Annotated in this window: 21 protein-coding genes and 1 tRNA gene; 7 read left to right on the forward strand and 15 right to left on the reverse strand. The window is 57.8% G+C overall.

Going from position 1 to position 26,450, the window contains the following annotated elements; translation table 11 throughout:
• Nucleotides 1-5: 5 nt before the first annotated feature.
• The 3 genes from KG007_RS01350 to KG007_RS01360 form a co-directional block, all read right to left on the reverse strand.
• Nucleotides 6-1,685: a glycoside hydrolase family 28 protein gene (locus KG007_RS01350; protein ID WP_213347043.1), complete on the reverse strand. Its 1,680-nt coding sequence runs from the start codon at nucleotides 1,683-1,685 to the stop codon at nucleotides 6-8.
• 118 nt (nucleotides 1,686-1,803) lie between these two features.
• Nucleotides 1,804-2,979: a DUF4861 family protein gene (locus KG007_RS01355; RefSeq protein ID WP_213347045.1), complete on the reverse strand. Its 1,176-nt coding sequence runs from the start codon at nucleotides 2,977-2,979 to the stop codon at nucleotides 1,804-1,806.
• 2 nt (nucleotides 2,980-2,981) lie between these two features.
• Nucleotides 2,982-4,403 (reverse strand): alpha/beta hydrolase family protein, encoded by a 1,422-nt coding sequence (locus tag KG007_RS01360; protein WP_213347047.1) that lies wholly within the window; start codon nucleotides 4,401-4,403, stop codon nucleotides 2,982-2,984.
• A 116-nt stretch (nucleotides 4,404-4,519) separates the two neighbouring features.
• Here KG007_RS01360 and KG007_RS01365 point away from each other — a divergent pair.
• The 3 genes from KG007_RS01365 (at nucleotide 4,520) to KG007_RS01375 (ending at nucleotide 6,732) form a co-directional block, all read left to right on the forward strand.
• Nucleotides 4,520-4,608: transfer RNA gene (locus tag KG007_RS01365), tRNA-Ser, on the forward strand.
• 98 nt (nucleotides 4,609-4,706) lie between these two features.
• Complete coding sequence (locus KG007_RS01370; protein WP_213347049.1) at nucleotides 4,707-5,966, forward strand: Nramp family divalent metal transporter; 1,260 nt, start codon at nucleotides 4,707-4,709, stop codon at nucleotides 5,964-5,966.
• A 94-nt stretch (nucleotides 5,967-6,060) separates the two neighbouring features.
• Complete coding sequence (locus KG007_RS01375; protein ID WP_213347051.1) at nucleotides 6,061-6,732, forward strand: MarC family protein; 672 nt, start codon at nucleotides 6,061-6,063, stop codon at nucleotides 6,730-6,732.
• A gap of 80 nt (nucleotides 6,733-6,812) precedes the next feature.
• Here KG007_RS01375 and KG007_RS01380 read toward each other — a convergent pair whose 3' ends face one another.
• Nucleotides 6,813-7,574 (reverse strand): TIGR03915 family putative DNA repair protein, encoded by a 762-nt coding sequence (locus tag KG007_RS01380; protein WP_213347053.1) that lies wholly within the window; start codon nucleotides 7,572-7,574, stop codon nucleotides 6,813-6,815.
• 5 nt (nucleotides 7,575-7,579) lie between these two features.
• Nucleotides 7,580-8,839 carry a putative DNA modification/repair radical SAM protein gene (locus KG007_RS01385; RefSeq protein ID WP_213347054.1) on the reverse strand — a complete coding sequence of 420 codons (1,260 nt, stop codon included), beginning with the start codon at nucleotides 8,837-8,839 and terminating at the stop codon, nucleotides 7,580-7,582.
• A 167-nt stretch (nucleotides 8,840-9,006) separates the two neighbouring features.
• Between KG007_RS01385 and KG007_RS01390 the strand changes: the two genes are divergently transcribed.
• Nucleotides 9,007-11,013: a WG repeat-containing protein gene (locus KG007_RS01390; protein ID WP_213347056.1), complete on the forward strand. Its 2,007-nt coding sequence runs from the start codon at nucleotides 9,007-9,009 to the stop codon at nucleotides 11,011-11,013.
• Nucleotides 11,014-11,095: 82 nt separating this feature from the next.
• On the opposite strand, the gene KG007_RS01395 is transcribed toward KG007_RS01390, so the two are convergent.
• Nucleotides 11,096-11,455, reverse strand: a complete 360-nt coding sequence (locus KG007_RS01395; RefSeq protein WP_213347058.1) for an RNA recognition motif domain-containing protein — start codon at nucleotides 11,453-11,455, stop codon at nucleotides 11,096-11,098.
• A gap of 27 nt (nucleotides 11,456-11,482) precedes the next feature.
• Nucleotides 11,483-11,929, reverse strand: coding sequence for a cold-shock protein (locus KG007_RS01400; protein ID WP_195458216.1), 447 nt, complete (start codon nucleotides 11,927-11,929; stop codon nucleotides 11,483-11,485).
• Between the two features lie 374 nt (nucleotides 11,930-12,303).
• Between KG007_RS01400 and KG007_RS01405 the strand changes: the two genes are divergently transcribed.
• On the forward strand, nucleotides 12,304-13,575 hold the full coding sequence (locus KG007_RS01405) for a porin (RefSeq protein ID WP_213347336.1): 1,272 nt from the start codon (nucleotides 12,304-12,306) through the stop codon (nucleotides 13,573-13,575).
• 37 nt (nucleotides 13,576-13,612) lie between these two features.
• Here the strand turns inward: KG007_RS01405 and KG007_RS01410 are convergent, their stop codons facing one another.
• The 3 genes from KG007_RS01410 to KG007_RS01420 form a co-directional block, all read right to left on the reverse strand.
• Complete coding sequence (locus KG007_RS01410; protein WP_195458217.1) at nucleotides 13,613-14,107, reverse strand: 3'-5' exonuclease; 495 nt, start codon at nucleotides 14,105-14,107, stop codon at nucleotides 13,613-13,615.
• Between the two features lie 260 nt (nucleotides 14,108-14,367).
• A complete protein-coding gene (locus KG007_RS01415) occupies nucleotides 14,368-16,071 on the reverse strand; it encodes an arylsulfatase (RefSeq protein ID WP_213347060.1) in 1,704 nt (567 codons plus the stop codon).
• A gap of 268 nt (nucleotides 16,072-16,339) precedes the next feature.
• The gene (locus KG007_RS01420) at nucleotides 16,340-18,019 is read right to left on the reverse strand and encodes a DUF6377 domain-containing protein (RefSeq protein ID WP_195458219.1); all 1,680 of its coding nucleotides are present in this window, start codon (nucleotides 18,017-18,019) and stop codon (nucleotides 16,340-16,342) included.
• Nucleotides 18,020-18,243: 224 nt separating this feature from the next.
• On the opposite strand from KG007_RS01420, the gene KG007_RS01425 reads away from it, so the two are divergent.
• Complete coding sequence (locus KG007_RS01425) at nucleotides 18,244-20,349, forward strand: beta-glucosidase (protein WP_249413209.1); 2,106 nt, start codon at nucleotides 18,244-18,246, stop codon at nucleotides 20,347-20,349.
• Between the two features lie 67 nt (nucleotides 20,350-20,416).
• On the opposite strand, the gene guaA is transcribed toward KG007_RS01425, so the two are convergent.
• From guaA to KG007_RS01450, 5 genes are all read right to left on the reverse strand, one after another.
• Nucleotides 20,417-21,943 carry a glutamine-hydrolyzing GMP synthase gene (gene guaA, locus KG007_RS01430; RefSeq protein WP_195458220.1) on the reverse strand — a complete coding sequence of 509 codons (1,527 nt, stop codon included), beginning with the start codon at nucleotides 21,941-21,943 and terminating at the stop codon, nucleotides 20,417-20,419.
• Nucleotides 21,944-21,954: 11 nt separating this feature from the next.
• The gene (locus KG007_RS01435) at nucleotides 21,955-22,092 is read right to left on the reverse strand and encodes a hypothetical protein (RefSeq protein ID WP_195458221.1); all 138 of its coding nucleotides are present in this window, start codon (nucleotides 22,090-22,092) and stop codon (nucleotides 21,955-21,957) included.
• 44 nt (nucleotides 22,093-22,136) lie between these two features.
• A complete protein-coding gene (gene guaB / locus KG007_RS01440; protein WP_195458222.1) occupies nucleotides 22,137-23,615 on the reverse strand; it encodes an IMP dehydrogenase in 1,479 nt (492 codons plus the stop codon).
• A gap of 164 nt (nucleotides 23,616-23,779) precedes the next feature.
• The gene (gene panB, locus KG007_RS01445) at nucleotides 23,780-24,595 is read right to left on the reverse strand and encodes a 3-methyl-2-oxobutanoate hydroxymethyltransferase (protein WP_213347062.1); all 816 of its coding nucleotides are present in this window, start codon (nucleotides 24,593-24,595) and stop codon (nucleotides 23,780-23,782) included.
• A gap of 109 nt (nucleotides 24,596-24,704) precedes the next feature.
• Nucleotides 24,705-25,241 (reverse strand): TrmH family RNA methyltransferase, encoded by a 537-nt coding sequence (locus KG007_RS01450; RefSeq protein ID WP_213347064.1) that lies wholly within the window; start codon nucleotides 25,239-25,241, stop codon nucleotides 24,705-24,707.
• An 89-nt stretch (nucleotides 25,242-25,330) separates the two neighbouring features.
• On the opposite strand from KG007_RS01450, the gene KG007_RS01455 reads away from it, so the two are divergent.
• Complete coding sequence (locus KG007_RS01455) at nucleotides 25,331-26,446, forward strand: hypothetical protein (protein ID WP_213347066.1); 1,116 nt, start codon at nucleotides 25,331-25,333, stop codon at nucleotides 26,444-26,446.
• Nucleotides 26,447-26,450: the final 4 nt, after the last annotated feature.

A 26,450-nucleotide genomic window follows, 5' to 3' on the forward strand; every position in this document is an offset into this window, starting at 1 on the left:
CTTGTTTATTTGATTGCGACATACCGGGAGGCGCCCTTCGATAACGAGGTGTTGGCCCCGGTGATCTGCGGCGAGGAGACCTCGATCGAGCGGTTGCGGCTTCCCGTTACGACAAATGCGCGCTCCAGACCCTCGGGACAAACGAAATCCTCGGCCGAAAGGTTCCGGACGTTGTTGAGCATCAGCGCAGGCCCCTGCTCAGGAATGATCTTCACGTTGCGCAGCACGACATCCGAAGACTCGTTGATCTGCGCACCCGTCGTGGCGTAAATCCGGGTATTTTCCACCGTGACACGCTCGACGTTCATCTCCGGAAGCCCGTTGAAATACATGGCGCGCCGTGCGCCGCGACACCACACGTTCTTAATATGAATATCCCGGAAAGCCGGCGTGGTTTCGTCGACGGGTTTCGGGGCGATGTCCGTAACTTCGGCATCCCCACCCTCGGCAAGCGCCTCGGAGGCCGATTTACCTCCGTAGAAAAGATCGAACAGCAGCGGTTCCTGCAGGATGTTGTTCATGGCGATGTCCTCGATCCAGATGTTTTCGACCACCCCGCCGCGTCCGCGCGCGGATTTGAAACGCAGTCCTACGTCGGTTCCCGAAAAGACGCAGTTCGAAACCTTGACGTTCCTGACCCCGCCCGACATCTCGCTGCCGACGACGAATCCGCCGTGGCCATGAAAAACGATGCAGTTGTCGACGAGGATATTCTCACACGGAATCCCGCGATCACGCCCCGCCTGGTCCTTACCGCTCTTGATACAGATGCCGTCGTCACCCACGTCGAAACGCGAATCGGTCAGCACGACATTACGGCACGACTCGATGTCGATGCCGTCGCTGTTCTGCGCATAATCGGGACAACGGACGGTTATATCGTTCACGATCAGATTGGTGCACATTGCCGGATGAATATTCCAACAGGGGGAATTCTGAAAAGTGACGCCCTCCAGCAATACATTTTCACAATGGTGGATGGCAACCATCACCGGCCGCAGGAAATCGTGCATGCGTTCGAAATCGGCACGCGTCTTCGCCCAGGTCGAAACGTTCTGGTCGGCTCCCGACGTGGCCCCGAACTTATAGCTTTCGGAAGGATACCATGTTTTTCCATCGTCGGAGAGGATACCGCCGCTCTTGACCAGGTCCTTCCACTGGCGGGGATTGACCTTGTCCTGCTTCACGGCGCGCCAGGCATCGCCGTTGCCGTCGATCACGCCACGGCCCGTAACGGCCACGTTCTTTACGCCCCGGGCCGAAAGCGGAGACTGGCAGCGCAGCGTATTGAGACCTTCGAAAGTGGTCTCCACGAGCGGGTAAAGCGATTTGTCGCTGCTGAAAACGATGACGGCATTCTGTTCGAGATGCAGCTCGATATTGTCTTTCAGCACGATGGGGCCGGTATACCAGACGCCTTCGGGAACGACCACGCGACCGCCGCCTTTCGCCGTCAGGGCGGCAATGGCATCGGCGAAAGCCGCCGTATTGAGCGTATAGCCGTCGCCCGTACCGCCGAAATCGGCGACGCTGACCGAGTGTGCAGGAATCGCAGGCCGCGCGACCTGCGGCATCTCGAAGGGGAGGTTGCAGGCCGGAGCAGAGGAGCCCGGGGCGTGTGCACGGCATCCTGCGGTCGTTGCCAGGACCGCCGCCACACAAATCGTCACTTGTCTGAGGTTCATAAGAGAGGTAATTTATTCGTATACGTAAAATTTTCAAAATTTCAGGTATACAAAAGTAAACTGCCTCAGCCTATCGGACAGGGATTTTTTGACGCAAACGATGTACTTTTTTTCAAATCTACTCCATCCGCGAAACAATGACCGGAGTCTGGGCCGAACGCACCGACTCCATCAGCCCCACGACGCGTTCGGTATCGCTGCGGTCTTTCAGCCATTCGCTCTTGCGCCAGATCATTTCAAACACGTAGTCGATCCGTCCGCGGGCATCGGGCGTAAGCTGGAAAAGATAACTGGTCTTGTCGTCGGTCTGCGAGGCGATCTGTTTCCGCGGCACGGCGACGGCCAGCCCGACGTTCTCGCGCTCCCATTTCACGGTGTCGTTCTCGGGAAAATCGCGCCCGAAGGCGGCAATCACATTGTCGTCCTTATACACTTTGTTCTCGGCCATCTTCATCACGCCGGTCGTGAAAACCAACCCCTTGAAATCACCCTCGATGCGGTTTTCGACCTGCACGTCGCCATGTCCGGCATAGAGGATGTAGCGCGAAGTCATCGTGATCTCCCGGCCGCCGTAGCGCCACCCTTCGACCCGCATTTCGACCACCGTGCGGATCGGTCCGTTGACCAGGATACGGGCCTCGCGGCGTTTGAAATCGGTGATATGGATCATTTTTTTCTTTTCGGCATCCCAGCCTTTGAGCGTACCCACGCCCACCGAACCGAAGACGCGCAGGTTATCGTGGCCGTAGCCCCGGGCCAACTGCTCGTCCGAAGGATACCACATCGTCTCGGCCAGTTCGAGCCGCGGACGCTTCTTGCCATAGGTATCGATGGTCTGCTTGTTGTCGAAATAGATGCGGTAAGCGGCGTATTCCGACTCGAAGGCCGGGCCGTGGTGGTGCAGTTTGTGGTACATGTCGTTTTTGTCCGAAGCGACACTGTCGACGGCACGCAGGGTTTTGTCGGGATTTTTAAGCCACATCTGGGCATGCACGCGGTCTTTGAAAACCCGTTTGTCCGGGTTCGAAGAGTAAGTTACCTGGAAATTCTGGCTGCCCGAGATCGTCGAGACAAAGACCAGTTCGCCCAGTTCCCTGTCCAGCTGCGAGGGAATCTGGTGAACGCCGCCGAGCGACACGACGGCGCTCTGGGCCCATTGGGGTACATCCCGGATTACGACCGGACATTCGGGACGGCTGCCTGTAACCGTAACGTGGTAAAGGCATTTCTGGGTTTTGGCGCTCAGGCTGCAAACCGCGCCGAGGGCCAGCATCAGCAAAAGAATCCGTTTCATGGCTATTTCAGTTTTTCGATGATTTGTTCCAGTTGTGTGCGGCTCCGGAGGGCCGTTGCAGGCAATTCGCCCGAAAAAGCCCGCAATGCCGCTTCGGGCAGGAGTTCGACACGGGCCTCATCGGCCTGTGAGGCGTCGAGGCCCAAAGTCTCGGCAAAAAAAGCATAGACCGCACGGCGTTTGTCCACGCCGTAATCATGCCGTCCATCCGGAAAGTGGACGTTACGGACCTGCCCGCCGGCATCATAAAAATCCCAGATTCGCCGCAGGAAAGGATATTCCAACACCGGATAGGTCGCCGTCCAGTCGCCGCCGTCGCTGACGGCCAACACAGGACGGGGAGCCATCGCCGCAGCCAGAATTTCCGGCATGCAACTGCCTCCGGCGGCCAGCGTCACCGGACGGCCGCTCTCGCAGGGGCATCCTCCGTCAAAATGCGATACCAGATGGACCACGGGCGCCAGAGCGGCGAACCGTCCGTCGGTCACAGCCAGCAGCAAAGCATGCGTAGCCCCGCCCGAACCGCCCGTCGCGGCCATGCGTGCGGTGTCGATGTCGCGGCGCGAAGCCACGATCCAGTCGGTTACGGCTTTCGCCCACAGCGCCTGCACCTGCATCGAATAAGCGGCCTCATGCGCCTCGCGCCCGACCTGTCGTTCCGATTCGCCCCAGCCGAAGATGTCCATATCGACCGCCACAGCCCCCATGCGGGCAAATGTAGCCATGCGCATCTGCTGGTCGGCGCGGTAGCGCCCGCCCGCCCAATGACCCGAAGGCGAAACGATCAGGGGACGGCGTACCGGAGCATGCGGCCTCCGGCCCCGGGAAATCATCCGCCCGCCCGGAAGCGGCGGCCCGAAGGGCGCATAGACCGTTCCGCAGACATAAAGCCCCGGAAGGGTTTCAAGAGCATAATTCCGGGTCGTATAGCCGTCATGATAAACCTCCGGGCCCAGCACGACATCCGGAACTGCCACCAGTCCCCGGAGGAACGGGCCGAGGTCCAAGGCCTCGCGCACACCTTCGAGCAGGGCCTTCCGACGCTGTTCCCACGCCGTACGGTCGGCATACTGTTCCAAAAGCCAGGCCAGCAGTTTTTCGCCGTCGGCAGGCGTACGGCGGTAATATTCGTAAGGCTGCACGGTGATCTTCCCTGCACCGCTCCATACCAGATCTAACGGATGCAGCAGGCCGTCCAAGGTCTCCGGAAGCGAATAGGGTCGCACCCGGAAATCGGCGTAAACGATCTGCATCGTATCGGGATCGAAGCGCTTACAGGCAATACGCACGCCGAAACGCTCCCCCACATCCCGCAGGACCTCGCCGAGCGGCCGCACAAAGCGGTTCCCCGGCGCGGGCTGCGCTACGGCGGATACGGCGGCAAAGCAGCACGCCATATATAATATGCAATGGATACGTTTCAAATCGAGGCCCACGGATTTATGCAAAAATACAAATTTTGACCGCATTTCTTTGTATTTCCCTAAAAAGATTCTATATTTGCACACCCTTTCGGAGTTAACAGCCGTAAGGAGTGCCCGGAGAGGTGGGTGAGTGGCTGAAACCACCGGTTTGCTAAACCGACGTACGGGGCAACCTGTACCACGAGTTCGAATCTCGTCCTCTCCGCAAAAGTCGACAGACAAAATACAGAACCCTGCAAATCAACCGTTTGCAGGGTTTATTTCATCCAACCCAGGAACTGCCTGAAACGAAAATACACACTTATGTCATTCTGGTCACGTCATTTCGGCCCGGACCACAAGCCCCGGATGGGCGGTCTGGAAATATTCAAATACATCGGCCCCGGACTGCTCGTAACGGTGGGATTCATCGACCCCGGCAACTGGGCTTCGAACCTCGCAGCGGGCGCCGAATACGGCTATTCGCTGCTGTGGATGGTGACGCTTTCGACCGTCATGCTGATCGTCCTGCAACACAACGTCGCCCATCTGGGCATCGCCACGGGACTCTGTCTCTCGGAAGCGGCGGCGGTCCACCTCAAACCCGCATGGTCGCGGCCGTTGCTGGGGTCGGCCGTCCTGGCGTCGATCTCCACCTCGCTGGCCGAAATCCTCGGCGGAGCCATCGCCCTGCAAATGCTGTTCGGGGTTCCGGTGCGCATCGGCGCACTGCTGGTCCTCGTGTTCGTCCTCATCATGCTCTTTACGAACAGTTACCGCCTGATCGAGAAATGGATCATCGCGTTCGTTTCGATCATCGGATTGTCGTTTATTTACGAACTGTCGCTCGTGACGATCGACTGGCCGGAGGCGGCCCGCGCCTGGGTGACGCCCTCGTTTCCGAACGGCTCGATGGTCATCATCATGAGCGTTCTGGGCGCGGTGGTCATGCCGCACAACCTGTTCCTCCATTCGGAAGTGATCCAGAGCCGCCAATGGAATCTGAGCGACGACGCGGTTATCCGCAAACAGTTGCGCTACGAATATGCCGACACGATCTTTTCGATGCTGGTCGGCTGGGCGATCAACAGCGCGATGATCCTGCTGGCCGCAGCAACCTTTTTCGCGTCGAAAACGCCTGTGGAAGAGTTGCAGCAGGCCGATTCGCTCCTGACGCCGCTCCTGGGTCCGAGTGCCACGAACATCTTCGCCATCGCCCTGCTGTTCGCGGGCATCTCGTCGACAATCACATCGGGCATGGCCGCAGGTTCGATCTTCGCGGGCATTTTCCGCGAACCCTACGACATCAAGGACAACCACTCGCGCACGGGCGTGATGATTTCGCTCGTCGCGGCGTTCCTCGTCATCCTCCTGATCAGCGACCCGTTCAAAGGACTGATCTACTCGCAGATGCTCCTCAGCATCCAGTTGCCTTTCACCGTATTCCTGCAAGTGCACCTGACCTCCTCGGAGCGCGTGATGGGCAAGTACAAAAACTCCCGTTTCACGAAGTACCTGCTTTATGGCATCGGCGCGGTGGTGACCGTCCTCAACGTGATGCTGCTCGTCAGCCTCTTCCGCTGATCCGGACCGCTGTTGTTGTTGACCCGAGACGCCCAAAGGGTTTGGAATAGTTATTGTTGACCTCTGTCGGCAATACAAAGTTCCGAACCCCGAGATGTTAAAAGAAGGATTTCTTTTCACGTTCATATCCGCTTTCATGGCGCTGTTCCCGGTCGCGAATCCGGTGGGAGCCGGTTTCCTGGTCAACGGACTGCTGTCGGGACTGAGCGACGCGGACCGGAAGTCGATCATCCGCAAAATCATCATCGACTACCTGCTCGTCGGGATAGGCAGCCTGGCCGTCGGGCATTTCGTGCTGATGCTCTTCGGGCTTTCGCTCCCAATCATCCAACTGGGCGGAGGAGTGCTCATCTGTCGCACAGCCCTGCAATGGCTCGGCGATTCGGACTCCGCGGTGAAACCCACCGAGGGCAAGGACATCAACCCGATGCACAAAACCGCCATCGAAGCACAAATCTTCTACCCGATCACCTTCCCGATCAGCATCGGGCCGGGCAGCGTCTCGGTCATCCTGACGCTGATGGCCTCGGTCAGCCTGAAAGATGGCTGGGCGCGGGGGCTGCTCTCCTATGCGATCATCGCACTGGTTATCGTGCTGATGTGCCTGATACTCTATCTGTTCCTATCGCAGGGAGAACGCATTATCCGTAAAATCGGCAACAGTGGCAGCATCGTCATCAACAAGATGGTCGCCTTCTTTACCTTCTGCGTAGGCGTTCAGATCGTCATGACGGGAATCGCCAAACTGTTCGACCTGCATATCTGATTTACAACCGTACTGTTTATGGATTCGCAAATTCTGAAAACGGCGTCATCTGCAAAAATATCCTCTGACACGCCTGCGGGTCACTCCATCTCGGTCAGGTGCTTCCAGTAACGGCGGGGCATCATGCGGCGCTGCTGGCGCTCGTTGATCCGCTGGGGAATGGCCAGCGCCCGGAAATAGTTTTTCCACAGGAGCTGGAACTGCCGTTCGTCTTCGGCGAGCCATTCGTCGGCGAGTTTGTCGGCGATCATTCCCCGGTCGTCCTCCAATGTGACGCGCCGCGCCGTACGGCCGTCGTAATAGTAGCCGTAGTCGCGCCGCCGGTCGTAGATAAGCCACCGCTGGTCGGCAAACCGGTCGGTAAAATAGTCCAGTCCCAGCGGCAGGGCGTTATGCTCGGGCGTGACGGCAGCGAAATAAGTGCCGTCGGCAGCTTTCTGGAGGCGGACGAACTGCTTGAGGCGCTCCCGCTCGTGGGAGACCTTGAGCGCCAGCTGATAGAGGGATTTCATAGCGGGGTCGGCCTGGTCGGCCATCACACCCCCGCCCTCGTCGAAAACACGGCGCAGGCAGCGCAGCAGCAACAGATCGCTCTGCGGCTGCTCCCCGTGCCAGGCATAGACGATCATCGAACGGGTGCGGGCGATCAGCCGGCGTTCCAGTCCGCGCCAGACGCGGGCGGCATGCGCCTCGTCGGTCACAACCTCGTGGACACGCTCCGTGAAGAGCGGCTCGGGCTCCCCGGGACCGATCAGCGCTTCGGGAAACGCCCGCAGCGAATAGGCGTCGAAGAGGGCCGACAGAAGCCCGTCGAAAGATTTATCGTATCGGAAAACCAGCATCGCCGTCAGAAAAGGGTTAGTTGCCCCTCGTTATTATCCGTCTTCCGCCGCTGCGGAGCGGTCAGCAGGCGGCGCACCTGCTCCGGACGGAGTTCATTCACGCCCTGCCCCATGGTCAGTTCACGGCAGCAGATGAAATACTGCGCCTTCTTCATCACCACGCCGATCTGCCGCAGCGACTGCTGCGTCAGCGCACGGTAACGGCGCGAGGTGACGATCAGACGAGCCGACTTGACCCCGATGCCCGGCACGCGCAGCAGGGCTTCGTACTCCGCACGGTTCACGTCGACCGGAAAAAACGCGGGATTCCGCAGGGCCCAGGCCAGTTTGGGGTCGATATCCAGGTCAAGGCGGGGTGTTTGCTCGTTGGCAATTTCGTCGGCCCGAAACCCGTAGAAACGCATCAGCCAGTCGGCCTGATAGAGTCGGTTCTCCCGCACGAGGGGCGCTTTATCGAGCGCCGGCAGCCGTTTGTCGTAGGGATTTACGGGGATGAAGCCCGAATAGTAAACCCGTTTCATCGTCGGCCGGTCATAAAGCGCCGACGAAAGTTGCAGGATGTCGCGGTCGGTTTCATCCGTAGCTCCCACGATCATCTGCGTGCTTTGCCCTGCCGGGGCGAAACGGGGTGCATGGCGGAACCGCGTGCGCTCCTCGGCGCTCTGGAGCACCCCCTGCTGGATGTAGCTCATCGGGCGGTAGATGCTTTCGTAATTCTTGTCGGGGGCGAGCAGTTGCAGGTTGCGTTCGGTCGGGATCTCGATGTTGACGCTCAGACGGTCGGCATAACGTCCGGCTTCGGCCACCAACTCGCGGCTGGCGCCGGGAATGCTCTTCAGGTGAATGTATCCGTTAAAGCGGTGGAGCGTACGCAGATCGCGTGCGACGCGAACCATGCGCTCCATCGTATAGTCGGGATCACGGACGACGCCCGACGAGAGAAACAGCCCTTCGATGTAGTTGCGGCGGTAGAACTCGATAGTCAGCTCGGTCAGTTCGCCGGGAGTGAAAGCCGCGCGCGGAATGTCGTTGCTGCGTCGGTTGATGCAATAGGCGCAGTCGTAAATGCAAACATTGGTGAGCATGATTTTCAGCAGCGAGACACAGCGTCCGTCGGCCGTGAAGGTGTGGCAGATGCCCCACCCCGCCGTGCTGCCCACGTCGCCCGCACGATGCTTGCGCGTCACACCGCTCGAAGCGCACGAAACATCGTATTTGGCCGACTCGGCCAGCACCTTGAGTTTTTCGAGCACCGTCTCCTTCATGGCGGCAAGTTATCGTTTTTTTCGGAAAAAACAGGTGTTCCGCAGGTAATTTTTCGCGCCGTTTCCCGATGTCGCTGGGCATGTGGGAAATAGACCGAAAAATTGTTTTCATTCCACTTTTTCACTATATTTATGCGATATATCACCTACCCTAATCTCCGGTCGCCATGAAACGAATCGTCACATTAGCCGTTCTCCTGTCCTCGACCTGCATTTCCGGATTCTGTCAGCAGAAAGAACCGGAATACGAAGCGTACAAAACCGAATACGCAACAGACAGCACCGGGAAATCAGTTCCCGTGGAGAATCCGGAATACTACCGCATACGGGCAAAGGACGGCTCGTCCTGGGGTTTTAAAAAAAAGACCGGGGAATTTGCGATCCCCCTCGGCAAATACAAATTCATGAATACCATCGACAATCGGGGAATGATTCTGGCCCATAAAAAAGGAGGCAAAAAGGGCTACATTGATATTACCGAAAAAGTGCTTATTCCGTTCGTCTATGATGAGATCGGGGTCTTTTCCAAATGCCAGGCGAAGGACCTGGCTCCGGTCATTATCGACAAGAAACAAGGATTCATCAACCGGAAAGGCGAAGTCATTATTCCCCTAGAATACGACGCCCAATCGCGCGTTGCATATTTTTACGAGCCCGGAGTGGCTATATTGACGAAGAACGGCAGGGCCGGAGCCATCGGTCCCGAAAACAATATTATCGTTCCATTCGAATACGACGAGGTCAAACGGTCTGACAACAGGGATTGTCTGATCGCTCGAAAAGGCGATAGCTGGATTATTTTTTCGACCGAAGGAAAACAGTTGTCCGATTACAGCAACCATACGATCGTCGAAGCTCCGTTCGGCTCCCTTCCGGCCGACAGCAAGGGACTTCCGATGCTGATTGCCGAAAACGGCTACGAGAAAATCCGGAACAGGCTACAAAGCAATATAGAATACATGAACGGCTCCCAACGGGTCAAAGACTCGTTAAAAATGCTTGCCAAGTTGAAATATGCTTATATCGACAGTACGGCCCGCGCAATCGTCCCCTTCGGCGTTTACGATTACGCCGAACCTTTCGGGTTGGGACGCAAGGCAATCGTCGTGAAGGATGGAAAATACGGGTTAATCGACGAATATGGCAAAACCGTCCTCCCCAATAGCTACGATTATCTGGAACGGCCAATGAAATATTCGCATTTCGCCGACATCTACGTAGCGACCCGGGGAAATGAGATCACGCTATTCGATAAGGATGCGAATGTGTTTCCCATAAAAGGAATTACATCCTACTCCAACATAGACGGTCTATTAATCGCAGCAGATACACAAAACAAAACAGGAATTATAAATTACCAGGGCAAACAGACGATTCCGTTCCTGTACGACACACTATACAGTTGCAAATATGGTGGATTCATTGCCAAAAAGGATGCCCTTTACGGATACATATCACCTAAAAACGAAATCATCCATTCTTTTGATTATCGGTATATTTACCGGCTGAAAGCGGGTATGGCCTACATCAACAGCGAAGGAAAGGTCGGGCTCTACGATCATAAAAACCGACTGATCATCCCGTTCGAATACGATATGATCTACGACACGTATTATGGCCAAAAGGGGAAAGACCGGTATATCGTCCAGAAAGAGGGGAAAGTAGGCACTGTTGACAGCGACAACGAAGTGGTTATTCCGATCCTATACGACGGACTGTCCGGATGGGTCGAGTATGGTCCCAAAGGACATTTCGTCAAAAAAGACGGCAAATACGGACTGATCTCACCCGAAGGTAAAACGATCGTACCAATCGAATACGACTATGTGGGGCTGCCCGTCAAGGGCGTCATCGTTGTCCGCAAAGCAGGAAAATACGGGGCCATATCTTGGAATAACAGGGTAATCCTGCCGTGCATCTACGACAAATTGATCGACGATATCAGTTTTTGGAGTTTTGATTTTGGAGAGAAGCACGAAGACAAACTGGTGGCCCTGAAAGATGGAATATGGAGTTATTTCGACCCGACAGGTAAACTTATCCGCACGAACGTGCCGAAAGAAGAAATCCAAAAATATTACCAATATATCTTCGACTGGGGCGAACCGTCCAACGAGAGTCCAGACTTCAACATGATACAGGCAGGCGGTCTTGTGTGGGAAGATATGCAATAAAAACGGGGCAGTAAAAACCGCCCCGCTCCGTATGGTATGGGGAGAAGACTCCCCCTGAGTCCGTTCTGAAATAATCCGGAGATTAGTACCGGTTGCGACCGTAGCCGCCGCCGTAGCCACCGCCACGGTTGCCGCCGCCGTAACCGCCTCCACGGTTGCCACCGCCGCGATTGCCGCCGAAGCTGCCCGAAGGACGCTCCTCACGGGGACGAGCCACGTTAACCGTGATCGTCTGACCCTCGAAGTTGGTTCCGTTGAGCTGGTCGATGGCCTTCTGACCCTCTTCCTCATTGGGCATCTCGACGAAGCCGAAACCGCGCGAACGGCCCGTCTCCCGGTCGGTAATAACGTTAGCCGACGCTACTTCGCCGAACTGCATGAATAAATTTCCTAAGCTCTCACTGCTCGTGCCCCAGCTCAGATGCGAAACATAAATGTTCATTCTCTTGATAAGTTAATTAAAAAAGTGTTATTTGTTAATGATAGCTATTCGTACTGCATTCATTCCCCGCGTACCGCGTTCGAGTTCGAACGTTACCTTGTCTCCCTCGGCAATACCTGCCGGGGCATTGGTAATATGGAAAAAGTATTTCTCGGAACCGGCGGCATCCTTGATAAAGCCGTAGCCTTTGGATGCGGTGAAATATTCCACCCGGCCGCTCATCGGCTCCTCTTCCTCGATTTCCGACTGTCTCGGTACGGAAACTTCGATCAGCGAAGCGTCGATCTCCTCCTTGGGTTTCACGTCCTGCGGGGTTGTGTGAAGAACGCCGTTTTCATCGACATACGCCAGCATGTCCTCGAAACTGCGGCTCCCGCCGCTCAGACGCTCCTCTTTTTTCTTCTGCTTGTCCTGACGTTTGGTCTGCTTTAATTTCTCTCTTTCTCTTTTTCCCGATGTAATTCGTTTGGCCATTTATCAATTTAATTTTTTGCATTACCGAAGCGCACGCAAACGTACTGCTCCCAACAAAAGAGCAAGCTAATGAGGTCGATTTTGAGAATGGGGGAAACCACGGTGGACTGCGGGATCAAACACCTACAAGAAAGATTCAGAACAAAACTCGATTGTTTGGCAGCAAAGATACATATATTATTCCAGATTTCCTATTTTTCTGATTTTTATCTCGATTACAATGTCATTTCACCGCCCGGAAGCCGCCTGACGGCCTGCATTTCAAATTCGTTTCAGATTTAGGCCCCAACTTTGCATCACCGTTTCCCGGACTCCGCATATTTTTTGTACTTTTGTACGGGACGTAACCGAAAGAGAATTAACAGACAGAAATGATGAGAAAATTAACGGTCCTGCTCCTGCTGACAACCTGCTGGTCGTTGGCCGCAGCCCAGGAGGCGACACAACCCCAGACGACGCAAAAGCGCAAACCCCGCACCGAAATCTTCGCCGCCGATTCGACCGGCGAGCTGTTGGCGCAACTACGCAACATGCCCAATATCGAGATCGGCAAGGGCATCACCTTCCGACCCAAAAACGACTGGTTCGAACTGACGATGCGTTTCCGCATGCAAAACCTGCTGGCGCTGTCGTTCGACGACGATTTCACGCTCACCAAGACCGAAGCCCGCGTGAAACGGCTCCGGCTGCGCTTCGACGGATATATCTACTCGCCCAAACTGGTCTACTCGGTCCAGTTGGGCTTCACCTCCTACGACACCGAACCGCTGCCCGACGGCAGCATGAACATCGTGCGCGACGCCATCGTCTACTATGTGCCCAACGCCACCTGGAATATCGGGTTCGGACAGACCAAGATCAAGGCCAACCGGGCGCGGATCAACTCGTCGAGCGCCTTACAGTTCGTCGACCGCAGTATCGTCAACAGCGAGTTCAACCTCGACCGCGATTTCGGATTCTTCGGTGAATACAACATGCGCCAGAGCGAAGGTTTCAACCTCTCGGCCAAAGGCTCCGTCACGCTGGGCGAAGGCCGCAACTGGGGCAGTTCCCCGAACGGTGGCCTGGCTTACACGGGACGCCTGGAACTCTATCCGCTGGGACGTTTCAAATCGAAGGGCGATGTCATCGAGGGCGATTACGAATACGAAGAGCGGCCTAAAATACTACTCGCCGGGGCCTACTCCTACAACCACAAAGCTTCGCGGCTGAAGGGCCAGCGGGGCGGCCTGATGCCCGACGACGCAACGCGCAACCTCGGCTCCTACTTCGTCGATTTCATCCTCGAATACCGGGGATTCGCCTTCTATACCGATTTCATGGGCCGCTCGTGCAGCGAACCGCTGTTCGATCCCGAAAGCAACGCCTTTGTATATAAGGGGCAAGGCCTCAACCTACAGGCCAGCTACCTGTTCAACCGCAAATGGGAAGTCGCCCTGCGCAACTCGACGCTCTTCCCCGACAGCGAGGTACAGCCGTTCGCGGGATATAAAAACTGGAACCAGACGACGCTGGGCGTCACGCGTTACATCATCGGCCACAGCCTCAAAGTGCAGGCCGACATGTCGTACAACAGCCGCAGCCAATCGCTGAACCCCAACTACAACCGCTGGGAAATGCGGTTCCAGTTGGAACTGGGGCTTTGATAAAAGAATCCCGGACTTTCGGTCCGGGATTTTTATTTTACAGGATTTTCAAGGCGATTTGCGCGCAGGCTTCGGCGTCGGCCAGGGCGTGGTGGTGGTTTTCGAGTTCGAAACCGCAGGCGGCGGAGACGGTATGCAACTGGTGGTTGGGCAGGCGGCTCCCGAAAGTGCGGCGCGAAGCGCGGCAGGTGCAGTAGAACGTATAACCGGGATATGGCATGCCGTAAAGATCGAACACGGCGCGCAGGCAGCCCTCGTCGAAAGGCGAGTTGTGGGCCACGAGCGGCAGCCCCGCGATACGGGGTTCGACCTCGTGCCACACCGACGCGAAATCGGGCGCTTCAACCGTATCTTCATAAGTCAGGCCGTGAATAGCCGTCGTAAAACGGCTGTAAAAATTGGGCCGGGGACGGATCAGGCGGTAAAACGTATCGACCACCTCGCCGCCGCGCACGACGACGACGCCCACCGAGCAGACGCTCGTGCGTTGACCGTTGGCCGTTTCGAAGTCTATGGCTGCAAAATCTTTCATCGTTTCAGTATATGCGTCCTGCAAATATACGCATTTCCGCGTCGGGACGTACATCCCGAACGAAAAAAAGCTCCGCCTATTGCAGACGGAGCCGGATGAAGTTCAGGATAGGATAGTCAGGTGGCGAGGTCAACCGCCATGGTTCACGCTGCAAAACTACCCCGCCGCCGTTTCACCCGTACGACGATCCCGTGACAATAAAACGAACGAACCGTTGCAAACGGGTTACAACGGTTCGTCCGGATCTTCAGGCAGGATCGCTACCAGTTCTCGCCGCCGACGGCTGCCCAGTCCTCGACCTGCGCCCGGGCGGCCCACGCCTCCCATTCGGCAGCCAGTTCCCGCACCAGTTCGGGATGCTGCGCCGCCAAATCGCGGGTCTCGGTGCGGTCCGTTTCAAGGTCGTAGAGTTCCCATGCGCCGCCCGACGGATAGGCGCGCAGCGTACGCCAACTGCCCGGATATTCGGCGACGAGTTTCCACCGTCCGCGCCGGACAGCCTTGTTGCCCTCGTGCTCCCAGAACATCGTGCGAGTCGTGTCGATACGGTTTTCGCGGAACGTCGCAGCGAAACTCCGCCCCTCGGCCGGAATGGTTTTCAGGCCCCGGATCGAATCGGGATATTCGCCGCCGGCCAGTTCGAGGAATGTGGGCATAAAATCGGCGATACCGAAAACGCCGTCGCGGAAAGCGCCTTTGTCGGTGATTTTTCCGCCCCATGAGACGATCATCGGAGCGCAGATGCCGCCTTCGTGAATCCAACTCTTGTAACGGCGGAACGGCGTGCCGCAGAGGTGCGCCCACTGGGGCCCGTAGCTGCCGTAGGTGTCGTCGGGACCGAGCGCCAGGCCCGGGATGTCGCCCGCGTGCACGGGGCGTCCGTCGCGCGTCCGGGCGGGAATCATCCGGTCGCCCCAATGTTTTCCGGTACGTTCGACCGTATTGTGCAAATGCCCTTCGTTCGAAGCGCCGTTATCCGACAGGAAGACGATCAGCGTGTTGTCGAGCAGGCCGCGGCGGCGCAGGTCGCCGACGATCTCGCCCACGCCGGCATCCATCTGTTCGACCATCGCGGCGTAGACCTCCATGCGCATCTGCTGCCACTCCTTCCCGGTCTCGTCGGCCCAGTCGTAGCATTGTTCGTCTTTTGAAGGCAGCACGGCGTCGGCAGGGAGGACGCCCATGCGCTTCATCCGCCCGAAACGCTGCATACGCAGCGAATCCCAGCCCGCAGCGAAACGTCCCTTGTATTTTTCGATGTATTCGGGACGGGCGTGCAGCGGATAATGGGGCGCGGTGTAGGCCACATAGAGGAAAAACGGATTGTCCTCCCCGGCCATCTCCCCGATAAACTGCCGGGCGCGGTCGGTGATGGCCTCCGTATAATAATAGTCGCCTTCGGCGCGGATCGGGGTGTTGCCGTCGAACAGGCACTTGGGGTCCCAGAAACTGCCGTGCCCGCTCAGCGTGCCGTAAAAGCGTTCGAAGCCGCGCTGCATGGGCCACTGCGAAGTGTCGCCCGCAGGATCGGTATTGTTCGTAACATGCCATTTGCCCGACATGGCCGTCTGGTAACCGCTCGCACGAAGTGCCTCGGCCAGCGTCACGGAGTTCGGAGCCAGCGTACCGCGGTAACCCGGATAGCCCCGGTCAGCGACCATGTGGCCGACGCCCGCAAGGTGGGGCGTAAGGCCCGTAAGCAGGCTCGCCCGCGAAGGACAACTGCGCGCCGTGTTGTAAAACTGGCGGTAACGAAGGCCGTTGGCGGCCAGCGAATCGAGGTTGGGAGTCGAAATCTCACCCCCGAAACAGCCCAGGTCGCTGAACCCCAGGTCGTCGGCAAGAATCAGCACGATGTTGGGCCGCTCGTCGGCAGGGGCCTTTTCAGCGCAGGCCGTGAGCGTCGCAACTCCCGTCACGGCGGCGCCTGCAAGGCAGAATTTTTCCAATGCGTTCGGTTTCATGTTGTAGATCGGTTAGTCCGGAAAGTGATATTGAATCCTGTATCCGGTCAATTAATCTTATTTGTCAGACAAATATAGATGTTTTTTCAGGAAAAACAAAAAAACAGACAGTTTATCAACATCTCATATAGTCGGGACAGACAATATAACCCGGCAGACAGGAGGCCGCAGGCCGGGGAAACCGCCGGCCGGAAGGGAATATCCGGCTGGCAGAAACGAAATGGCCTGCCGAAACGACACGGCCGGGAAAACGGGCGAATGCCGGGAATCAGCCCCTCGCCGGTTCGGCCGCACCGCCCCCAAGGCCGATCGACTGCACGCACTGTTCGAAATCACCCTCTGCGACGAGCGAGCGCAGCCGCGTGCGCGAACGGTAGCTGTACACCGTATTGACTGAACAATGCAGCAGTGCGGCAATCGTCGCCGTGTCGGTAATGCCCAGCCGGACCAGGGCAAAGATGCGCAGTTCCGTCGTGAGGCTTCCCGCACGGCGGACTTCGACACGGGCATCCTCCGCGAGCAGGCGGTTGAACTCCCCGATAAACGAAGGGAAAAGCCCCAGGAAGGTGGTGTCGAAATTGTGGTAGAATTCCTTCAGTTCGTCGCTTCGGACATCGGTTCCGGCATACTCGCGCCGCAGTTCGTCGGAACGTCCGTCGCGCAGCATTTTACCGACATAGCGATAGGTGTCGGCCAATTTGTAGATATATTCGGAGATCGTCTTCAGAAAGCCGCCGATATAGACCTCCTTGATACGGTTGGCGTCGGCGATGCGGATGTTCTGCCGGCTCAGGTCGGCATTGGTCTCGCGCAGACTGGCGGCCAGTTCGGCCAGTTTTACGTTCGACTCGCGCAGGGTTTGCTGCACGGCGTTGAGCCGCCGGTTCTGGCGCAGGACGAACAGCACGCCCCCGATTGCCGAAAGGGCGAAAAGGAAAGCGAAAAGGGTCAGCACGACATACATCGTGCGTACCCGGGCATTGCGCTCGCTGTACGCCTGTTCGATCTGCGGCAGGATCGCCATGTCGCGCCACGAACGGATGGGCGAATTGTAGGCCTGCGTATCGTTGATCGCAACGCGGATGCACCGCATCGCCCGCCCGGCATCGCCGCGGCGCAGCAACTCTTCGGCCACTGCGCCCAAAGCGCCGTAGTCGCGGACCGCACCCCGCACATCGGCCATGGCGGCACGTACGAGCCACTCGAAGCGCGCCGCCTCGTCGCCCCGGTACTTTTCGCTTTCCGATTTGTAAAATGCCGCGCGGGCATAGTCGTGCGACGCAGGCGGAACACATGCCAACGCACTGTCGCACGCCGCAACGGCACGGTCGTAATCGCCCTCGTCCACAGCGACGAGGTAAGCGAAGTAGAAACGTTTCGAAACAGCGTCGGTGGTCTCCAGCGCACGGCGGGCATAATAGTCCTCGCAGGCCCGGAACCGGTCGCGCTGGGGCCCCGGTTCGCTCTGGCTGCGGCACTCGCGGTTCTGGCGGTGCTGCGCGGCATAGTAGGCCGCCTGCGTCGCACGGCTCATATGCAGCGTATCGATGATGCCCGCAAGCACCCGGTCGGCTTCGAGGAAGCGGCCGTTCATGCTGTAACACATCGCCATGACGGACTTGGCACGGATCGTCAGGTCGGCATCCCCGGCCTTCTCGGCCAGCGCGATGCTGCGGCGAAGGTAACCGATCGTCGAATCGCTCTGGTAGGCGAAATAACGTTCGGCGATCTCCGCCGTGACGGCATAACGCTCCCGAAAGCCGAGCGCATCGTTCCGCAGCAGGAGTTTGAGCGAATCGAGGCGCGTCTCGTGCCGAAGCAGGAACTCCTCCCGGCGGTCGAGCAGGCCGTCCAGACGGCGAAGCAGCGTATGTATATCCGAAGGTTCCCCGGCACGGACACCGGACACAGTGAGAAAAACGACAAAAAGAGCAAGCAGTTTTTTCATTTCAAACGGCAGATTTGCGCAAATATAGCGATAAAAAGCGGGGGAAAGCAAATTTAACCGCCCCTATTATTTGTATAATCCGGAGGTCCGACAAATAACATATTATTGATTTACAAGAAAATAGCGCCAAATATCGTTTATATTTTTCCGAGCACCCGTCCCAGCGGGCTTTTCCTGCGCTAACTTTGCAGAAAATCGAACCGTAAACCAAGATCGAAAAAACAATGAAAACCTCCGTAAAACTTTTGCTCGCCCTCGTGACGGCAGCAGCGGCCATTGCGCCGGCCGGCGCCCAGCAGGTCGTCGGATGGGACGAGGCCTACCGACAGGCCGACGCCCGGATCGCACGACTGACCCTCGACGAGAAAATCTCGTTCATGCGCGGCTACTCCTCTTTCTTCTTCTACGGCGTGCCCGAAAAAGGCATGCCCTACATCTATCTCTCCGACGCCACGCAGGGCGTACACATGCGCGACAACCTGTCCGATCCCACGATGGTCCGGCAGTTGGAGCGTTCGACGGCCTTCCCGTGTCCGATAGCACTCGCGGCGACCTTCAATCCGTCGCTGGCCTATAAATATGCCGAAGCCGTAGGCGAAGAGTGCCGGGCAGGAGGTATCGAGGTATTGCTGGGTCCGGGTATGAACATCTACCGCAACTCGCAGAACGGACGCAACTTCGAATACATGGGCGAAGACCCGCTGCTCTCGTCGGCGATGGTCGCCGAATACGTGAAGGGCATGCAGTCGACGGGAACCGTCGCGTGTCTGAAACACTTCATCTGCAACGAAACGGAGTTCTACCGCCGCCGCTCCAATTCGATCGTCGACGAACGGGCGCTGCACGAGATCTACCTGCCGCCGTTCAAAGCCGGCATCGACGCGGGCGTAGGCTATGTGATGACCTCCTACAACCGCCTCAACGGAGAATGGGCCGGGCAGAACGCCGACCTGATCCAGCGTATCCTGCGCGGCGAACTGGGATTCCAGGGCTGCGTAATGAGCGACTGGACCTCGGTGAACGATACGGAAAAGGTGGTTAAAAGCGGCCAGAACGTCGAAATGCCGGGTCGCAAGGAGTTCTTCGGCGAGGTGCGCGAACTGCTCAAGACGGGCCGCATCACGGAGAAGGACATTGAAAAGATGATCCGCCCCAACATCGCCACGAGCATCGCATTCGGTCTTTACGACCGGGAAAAATACGTTCCCGAACTGTTGGAGAAATTCCCGGCACACAAACAGACCGGCTACGAGGTAGCCGCAGAGGGCATCGTACTGCTGCGTAACAACGGCATCCTGCCGCTGGCCCCGGGCCGCAAAATCCTGCTTACGGGACGCTTCACCGAAGCGATTCCGCGCACGGGAGGCAGCACGTCGTCCTCGGCCGAGGTACTGGGCTACGACAATGTGACCCTGACTGCGGCCCTCCGCAGCGTCTACGGCGACGCGGTCCGCGTCGTCGAAAAACCCACCCGCGAGGAGTTGGCGGCGGCCGACGTGGTCCTGCTGTCGACGGGAACGATCGACGTAGAGTCGTTCGAACGCCCCTTCGCACTGCCCAAGGAGGAGGAAGCCTTCGTCCGCACGGCGGTCGAGGCCAATCCCAATACCATCGTGCTGGTCAACTCGGGTTCGGGTATCCGCATGGGCGGCTGGAACGGCAAGGCCGCGGCGGTTATCTACGGCTGGTATCCGGGACAAAGCGGATTCACGGCGCTGGCCGACATCCTTTCGGGCAAACTGTCGCCCTCGGGCAAACTGCCGATGACCATCGAGAAGGAGTTCAACGATTCGCCGGCCAAAGGCACGATGCCCGCCGGTGCTGAGTTCTACAACAAAGCGCCCCGCGCCTACAACGAACGCCTGATCCAACTCTACGACATCGACTACAAGGAGTCGGTGCTGGTCGGCTACCGCTGGTACGAAACCAAGGGTGTCGAACCGCTCTACCCCTTCGGATTCGGGCTTTCGTACACGACCTTTGCACTGGAAAAACCGCGCGCCCCAAAAGTATTCCCCGCGGACAAACCGCTGAAGGTGAGCGTCACGCTGACCAACACGGGCGACCGCGAAGGCGCAGAGGTCGTACAACTCTACGTCTCGGAGAACAATCCGACGGTGCTCCGTCCGAAAAAGGAGTTGAAAGGCTTCCGGAAGGTAGCCGTAGCCCCCGGCAAAAGCACCGTCGTGGAGTTCGAACTCGACCGGCAGGCGCTGGCGTTCTGGGACACACAGTCGCGCGGCTGGAAAGTCAACCCGGGCGAATACACCCTTTCGCTGGGAACCTCGTCGGCCGACATCGCCGCTACGCTGCCCGTTACGGTAAAATAGACAAGAAACACCTGACAAAAGCGCCGCATCTGTAACAGATGCGGCGCTTTTCGTATCGGGAAATACCCTACTCCCACTCGATGGTTGCGGGCGGTTTCGAGGAGATGTCGTACACGACGCGGTTGACCCCCTTGACTTTGTTGATGATGTCGTTCGAAAGATCGGCCAGGAACTCGTAGGGCAAATGCACCCAGTCGGCCGTCATGCCGTCGGTCGAGGTCACGGCACGCAGGGCCACGCAGCTTTCGTAAGTACGCTCGTCGCCCATCACGCCGACGCTCTTCACCGGAAGCAGGATAGCTCCCGCCTGCCACACCTGGTCGTAAAGCCCGGCGGCACGCAGCGAGTCGATATAGATTTTATCCACGTTCTGGAGGATTTCGACCTTCTCGGGCGTGATGTCGCCCAGGATACGGATCGCAAGGCCCGGTCCCGGGAAGGGATGGCGGCCTATCAACTGCTCGGAAATACCCATCGAACGGCCCACGCGGCGCACTTCGTCCTTGAACAGCAGGCGCAGCGGCTCGACAATGCGAAGGTTCATCTTCTCGGGAAGTCCGCCGACGTTGTGGTGCGACTTGATCGTAGCCGAAGGGCCGTTGACCGAGCACGACTCGATCACGTCGGGGTAAATCGTACCTTGCGCCAGCCACTTGACATCCTTGATCTGGATGGCCTCTTCGTTGAAAACCTCCACGAAGTCGCGGCCGATGATCTTGCGTTTCGTTTCAGGGTCCGTAACGCCCGCCAGATCGCCGAGGAATTTGGCCGAGGCATTCACGCCCTTGACGTTCAGGCCCATGTGCTTATACGATTCGAGCACCTCCGCAAACTCGTTCTTGCGCAGCAGGCCCGAATCGACGAAAACGCAGTAGAGGTTCTTACCGATGGCCTTGTGCAGCAGCACGGCGGCTACCGACGAATCGACGCCGCCCGAAAGTGCCAGCACGACCTTGTCGTCGCCCAGCTTCTCGCGCAACTCGCGCACGGTCGACTCCACGAAACTCTCCGAGGTCCACGACTGTTCGCAGCCGCAGATGTCCACGACGAAGTTCTTGAGCAACTGCGTGCCGTCGGTCGAGTGGTAAACCTCCGGGTGGAACTGGATGCCCCAGGTCTGCTCGCCCTCGATGTGGAACGCGGCGACACGCACGTCTTCGGTGCTGGCGACCAGTTTATAGGTTTCGGGCACACGCGTAATGGTGTCGCCGTGCGACATCCACACCTGCGTGCGGGCAGGAAGTCCCTGCATCAGCGCATCCGACGAATCGCCCACGGTAAGCATCGCGCGGCCGTATTCGCGGCTGGGAGCGGGCTGCACCTCACCGCCGAAAGCCGAGGCAAGGTATTGAGCTCCGTAGCAGACGCCGAGCAGCGGCAGTTTGCCCTTGATGGCCGAAAGATCGGGGGTCGGGGCCTGGGCGTCCCGCACGGAGAAGGGGCTGCCCGAGAGAATCACGCCCCGAACCGACGCGTCGAGCGGCGGAACTTTGTTGAAGGGGTGGATTTCGCAATAGACGCAGAGTTCGCGCACACGCCGTGCAATGAGCTGCGTGTACTGCGAACCGAAGTCGAGAATCAGGATTTTTTCCATCTATTTCAGATTTATTTTTTCTTTTGCAAAGAGCGGTAAGCAACGTAGCCGGCCACGACCGCCGTTGCTACGAGCGACAGGGAGGTGAGCGTCCGGTTGTCCGACAAAAGATAGGTCAGCAGTCCCAGTACGGCGACGATCGCTGCCATCCATTCGTACCAGGCCGGTTGTTTCGAATCACCCGCCATCGCAACTAACGCTCGCTCGAATAGTTAGGCGCTTCGCTCGTGATGGCCACGTCGTGCGGATGGCTCTCCAGCATACCCGAAGCCGTAATGCGGATGAAGCGGGCCTGCTTGAGCGCCCCGATGTCCTTTGCCCCGCAGTAGCCCATACCCGAACGGACTCCGCCGATGAGCTGGTAAACCGTCTCGGAGAGGGAGCCCTTGAACGGCACGCGCGCAGCGATGCCTTCGGGAACGAGTTTGCTGATGTTGCCCTCACAGCCCTTCTGGAAATAACGGTCGGCCGATCCGGCCTTCATGGCGTCGATCGACCCCATGCCGCGGTAACTCTTGAACTTACGGCCGTTGAAGATAATCGTTTCGCCCGGAGCCTCCTCCGTACCGGCGAACATCGAACCGATCATCACGCAGTCGCCGCCCGCAGCCAGCGCCTTCACCAGGTCGCCCGAATAGCGCAGGCCGCCGTCGGCAATCACCGGAACGCCGCTTTCACTAGCTACGGAAGCCACGTCGTAGATGGCCGTCAACTGGGGAACGCCCACACCCGCGATGATACGCGTCGTACAGATCGAACCCGGACCGATACCGACCTTCACGCCGTCGGCGCCGTTCTCGATCAGGTAGCGCGCCGCACCGCCCGTGGCGATGTTGCCCACCACAACGTCGAGCGAGGGATAAGTCTCCTTGATGCGTTTGAGCATCGAAACGATATTGGCCGAATGGCCGTGTGCGGAGTCGAGGACAACGGCGTCGACATCCTCGGCAACCAGCGCTTTCACGCGGTCCATAGCGTCGGGCGTAACGCCGACGCCGGCAGCCACGCGCAGACGCCCTTTCGCATCCTTGCAGGCATTGGGATGATCCTGAACCTTGGTGATGTCCTTATAAGTAATAAGCCCCACCAGATGGCCTTCGTCGTCCACCACGGGGAGCTTTTCGATCTTGCTGTTCAGCAGAATTTCCTGGGCATGGGCCAGTTCGGGATTGTGCGTCGTCACGAGGCGGTCGCCGGGAGTCATCACCTCTTCGATGCGGCGCGTCATGTCGCGCTGGAAACGCAGGTCGCGGTTGGTGACGATGCCGATGAGGATTTTATCCGAATCCACGACCGGAATGCCTCCGATCCGGTTCTCTTTCATCAGATTCAGCGCGTCGCCGACGGTGTGGTCCTTGGAAATGGTCACCGGATCGTAGATCATGCCGTTCTCGGCGCGTTTCACCTTGCGGACCTGGGCGGCCTGTTCGGCAATGGTCATATTCTTGTGGATCACGCCGATTCCGCCTTCGCGTGCCAAGGCGATCGCCAGCGGCGCTTCGGTAACCGTGTCCATAGCAGCGGACACAATGGGGATGTTGAGCTTGATATTTCGCGAGAAACGGGTCTGGACATTGACCTCTCGCGGCAACACTTCCGAATAGGCGGGTATAAGCAGCACATCGTCGAAGGTAAGTCCTTCGGGCTGAACCCTTTCATTGATAAAAGACATAATGAACGTGGATTTTTGTTGCTCGCAAATGTAGTGATTATTTTCGAAACGGCCTAATTTCCGGCCCGATCCGTCGATTTTTTTATCAACATTTTATTCAGGGACTCTCCACGAAAAGAGGTCCGGCTCACGAGCCGGACCTCTTTTTCTTGGGACACAATCGCTTAATACTGCTCCTTTTCGTTGGGGAAATCACAGTCCTTGACATCCTTGACATACTGCTCCACGGCCCCGGTCATCACCGAATGCAGATCGGCATAACGGCGCAGGAAACGCGGCGAGAAGCCTTTGTTGATGCCCAGCATGTCGTGGATCACGAGCACCTGGCCGTCGCAGCCCCCGCCTGCGCCGATACCGATCGTCGGCGCGGAAATCTCCTTCGTGACCCGGGCGGCCAATTCGGCCGGAATTTTTTCGAGCACGATGCCGAAACATCCCGCATCGCTCAGCAGGCGTGCATCACGCAACAGCTTCTCGGCCTCAGCCTCCTCCTTGGCGCGAACGGCGTAAGTGCCGAACTTGTGGATCGACTGGGGCGTCAGGCCGAGGTGTCCCATGATGGGAATGCCGGCCGACAGGATGCGCTGCACCGATTCGAGGATCTCCTCGCCGCCTTCCATCTTCACGGCATCGGCTTCGGTCTCCTTCATGATGCGGACAGCCGAGTCGAGGGCCACCTTCGAGTTGCCCTGGTAGGTTCCGAACGGCAGGTCGACAACGACCAGCGCACGCTCTACGGCGCGTACGACCGAGCGTGCATGGTAGATCATCATATCGAGGGTGATGGGAACCGTGGTCTCGTAGCCAGCCATCACATTGGCAGCCGAGTCGCCCACGAGGATCACGTCGATACCTGCGGCATCGACGATCTTCGCCATCGAATAATCGTAAGAGGTAAGCATGGCGATCTTTTCGCCCCGCTGCTTCATTTCCGTAAGGCGATAAGTCGTAACCGCACGAACTGTACTTTCAACAGACATTACTTCGGATTTTAGTTTTTAAATCGGGGCAAAGATAGCGCAAGCCGAGCGCAATGACAAATTTATTTTGAGCAGGACTGAACAGCGGCGGCAAAGTCAGTTTCCGGCCCTAAAAACAACCTTTCAGTTGGGCGAAGAAAGTCCACAAAACGACACCGCCCGAGACCGACACATTGATCGAATGTTTCACGCCCACCTGCGGAATCTCGACAGCTCCGTCGCACAGGTCGACGGCCTCCTGCCCTACGCCGTCGACTTCGTTGCCGAAGACGAGCGCATACTTCACGCCCGGCTGTGTGCGGAATTCGTCGAGCATCACGGCCCCTTCGACCTGCTCCACGGCGTAGATCGCATAGCCCTCTTCACGCAGCCGCGCGATACACTCCTCCGTCGTGCCGTAATAACTCCAGGGTACGGTCAGTTCGGCGCCCAGGGCCGTCTTGTGGATGTCGCGGCTGGGCGGCGTGGCGGTGATACCGCACAGGGCGATCCGCTCCACGGCGAAGGCGTCGCCCGTGCGAAAAAAGGCCCCGACGTTCTGCGACGAACGAACGTTGTCCAGGACTACCGCGACAGGCATCTTCGCCATTGCGGCGAACTCCGAAACCGAGGGCCGGCCGAGCTCTTCGTTGGTGATTTTGCGCATAATGGGTCGGAATGTATGATTTCGGGGGCAAAAGTAAATAAAATTAAAATCTTTTCCTTACTTTTGTCAGCTATATTCCGTTGATCCCTATGAAAAAACTCTTACTCTTGCTCGCCCTTTCCGGAAGCACCCTCGCAGGATACTCGCAGGAGATTCTGTTAGGAACCGATTTCAAAATGTATTTCGACAACAAGGAGTTCGGCAGCAATGAATTTGCCGTTCCGGGTTTGGACATCGAATCCGGTACGGATTTCGCGGCCCGGCTGACGCCCCGCGCGGGCATCCGGTGGGACGAGAAAAACACGCTCGTCATCGCCGCGGACATGATCAAAAATTTCGGTTCGGCGGAATCGGCCTATCTTTCGGAGATCAAGCCCGTCTTCTACTACCAGTTCCAGACGCCCAAAGTGACGGCCGTGGCCGGTATCTTCACACGCGACATGATGCACGACGACGACTATTCGACGGCGTTCTTCACCGAGTCGTACCGCTTCTACCACAACCGCATGAACGGTGTGCTGGCGCAGTACAACGGCAAACGGAACTCCTATGTCGAATTCGTCTGCGACTGGGAAGGCATGTATTCCACCCTCTCGCGCGAGAAATTCCGCATCCTGTTCGCCGGGCGCCACTACCTCGACACCTTCTACTACGGATTCAACTACTCGATGTTCCACTTCGCCGGCCAGAAAGACGCGGCCCTGGAGAACGTCGTCGACCTGCAGTTGCTGAACCCCTGCATCGGCGTGAAGTTCAACGCCTTCTTCGATTTCGACATCAAACTGGGAGCTTTGCTCACAGCTCAGCGCGACCGCAGTTTCGGACACAAATGGGAAAAGCCCTGCATGGGAGAATTCGCCTTCAAGATCAGCCGCTGGGGCTTCTCGCTCGACGAAAGGCTGTATGTAGGGGACAATATCCACCCCTTCTTCTACGGAAACGAGCTGGAGAACAACGACGGTACGACAACCCACATTCCCTACGGCCGCGAGCTCTACCCGGGTGAGAGTTTCTTCCGCACCGATCAAAAAGTATACAGCCGCACGGCGCTCTCCTACCGCCGCTCGTTCTTCGACGATACAGTCTCGGTCCGTGCCGAGTTCGCCGCCCATCACGACGGAACCGCCCTGGGAACCCAGCAGATGCTGGTCGTGGGCGTGAAACTGCTCAAAACGGTTTACAACAGCAAGAATCATAAAAAATAGCAAT

The organism is Alistipes montrealensis, assembly GCF_018362775.1.
Taxonomy (GTDB): Bacteria; Bacteroidota; Bacteroidia; order Bacteroidales; family Rikenellaceae; genus Alistipes; species Alistipes montrealensis.

What these genes read in the sequence shown, in the direction of transcription:
- KG007_RS01350 (WP_213347043.1), bottom strand. Translation starts at nt 1,685, where the DNA reads ATGAACCTCAGACAAGTGACGATTTGTGTGGCGGCGGTCCTGGCAACG.
- guaB (WP_195458222.1), bottom strand. Translation starts at nt 23,615, where the DNA reads ATGTCTTTTATCAATGAAAGGGTTCAGCCCGAAGGACTTACCTTCGAC.
- KG007_RS01355 (WP_213347045.1), bottom strand. Translation starts at nt 2,979, where the DNA reads ATGAAACGGATTCTTTTGCTGATGCTGGCCCTCGGCGCGGTTTGCAGC.
- KG007_RS01415 (WP_213347060.1), bottom strand. Translation starts at nt 16,071, where the DNA reads ATGAAACCGAACGCATTGGAAAAATTCTGCCTTGCAGGCGCCGCCGTG.
- KG007_RS01390 (WP_213347056.1), top strand. Translation starts at nt 9,007, where the DNA reads ATGAAACGAATCGTCACATTAGCCGTTCTCCTGTCCTCGACCTGCATT.
- KG007_RS01395 (WP_213347058.1), bottom strand. Translation starts at nt 11,455, where the DNA reads ATGAACATTTATGTTTCGCATCTGAGCTGGGGCACGAGCAGTGAGAGC.
- KG007_RS01405 (WP_213347336.1), top strand. Translation starts at nt 12,304, where the DNA reads ATGAGAAAATTAACGGTCCTGCTCCTGCTGACAACCTGCTGGTCGTTG.
- KG007_RS01385 (WP_213347054.1), bottom strand. Translation starts at nt 8,839, where the DNA reads ATGAAGGAGACGGTGCTCGAAAAACTCAAGGTGCTGGCCGAGTCGGCC.
- panB (WP_213347062.1), bottom strand. Translation starts at nt 24,595, where the DNA reads ATGTCTGTTGAAAGTACAGTTCGTGCGGTTACGACTTATCGCCTTACG.
- KG007_RS01425 (WP_249413209.1), top strand. Translation starts at nt 18,244, where the DNA reads ATGAAAACCTCCGTAAAACTTTTGCTCGCCCTCGTGACGGCAGCAGCG.
- guaA (WP_195458220.1), bottom strand. Translation starts at nt 21,943, where the DNA reads ATGGAAAAAATCCTGATTCTCGACTTCGGTTCGCAGTACACGCAGCTC.
- KG007_RS01380 (WP_213347053.1), bottom strand. Translation starts at nt 7,574, where the DNA reads ATGCTGGTTTTCCGATACGATAAATCTTTCGACGGGCTTCTGTCGGCC.
- KG007_RS01410 (WP_195458217.1), bottom strand. Translation starts at nt 14,107, where the DNA reads ATGAAAGATTTTGCAGCCATAGACTTCGAAACGGCCAACGGTCAACGC.
- KG007_RS01375 (WP_213347051.1), top strand. Translation starts at nt 6,061, where the DNA reads ATGTTAAAAGAAGGATTTCTTTTCACGTTCATATCCGCTTTCATGGCG.
- KG007_RS01455 (WP_213347066.1), top strand. Translation starts at nt 25,331, where the DNA reads ATGAAAAAACTCTTACTCTTGCTCGCCCTTTCCGGAAGCACCCTCGCA.
- KG007_RS01420 (WP_195458219.1), bottom strand. Translation starts at nt 18,019, where the DNA reads ATGAAAAAACTGCTTGCTCTTTTTGTCGTTTTTCTCACTGTGTCCGGT.
- KG007_RS01400 (WP_195458216.1), bottom strand. Translation starts at nt 11,929, where the DNA reads ATGGCCAAACGAATTACATCGGGAAAAAGAGAAAGAGAGAAATTAAAG.
- KG007_RS01435 (WP_195458221.1), bottom strand. Translation starts at nt 22,092, where the DNA reads ATGGCAGCGATCGTCGCCGTACTGGGACTGCTGACCTATCTTTTGTCG.
- KG007_RS01450 (WP_213347064.1), bottom strand. Translation starts at nt 25,241, where the DNA reads ATGCGCAAAATCACCAACGAAGAGCTCGGCCGGCCCTCGGTTTCGGAG.
- KG007_RS01370 (WP_213347049.1), top strand. Translation starts at nt 4,707, where the DNA reads ATGTCATTCTGGTCACGTCATTTCGGCCCGGACCACAAGCCCCGGATG.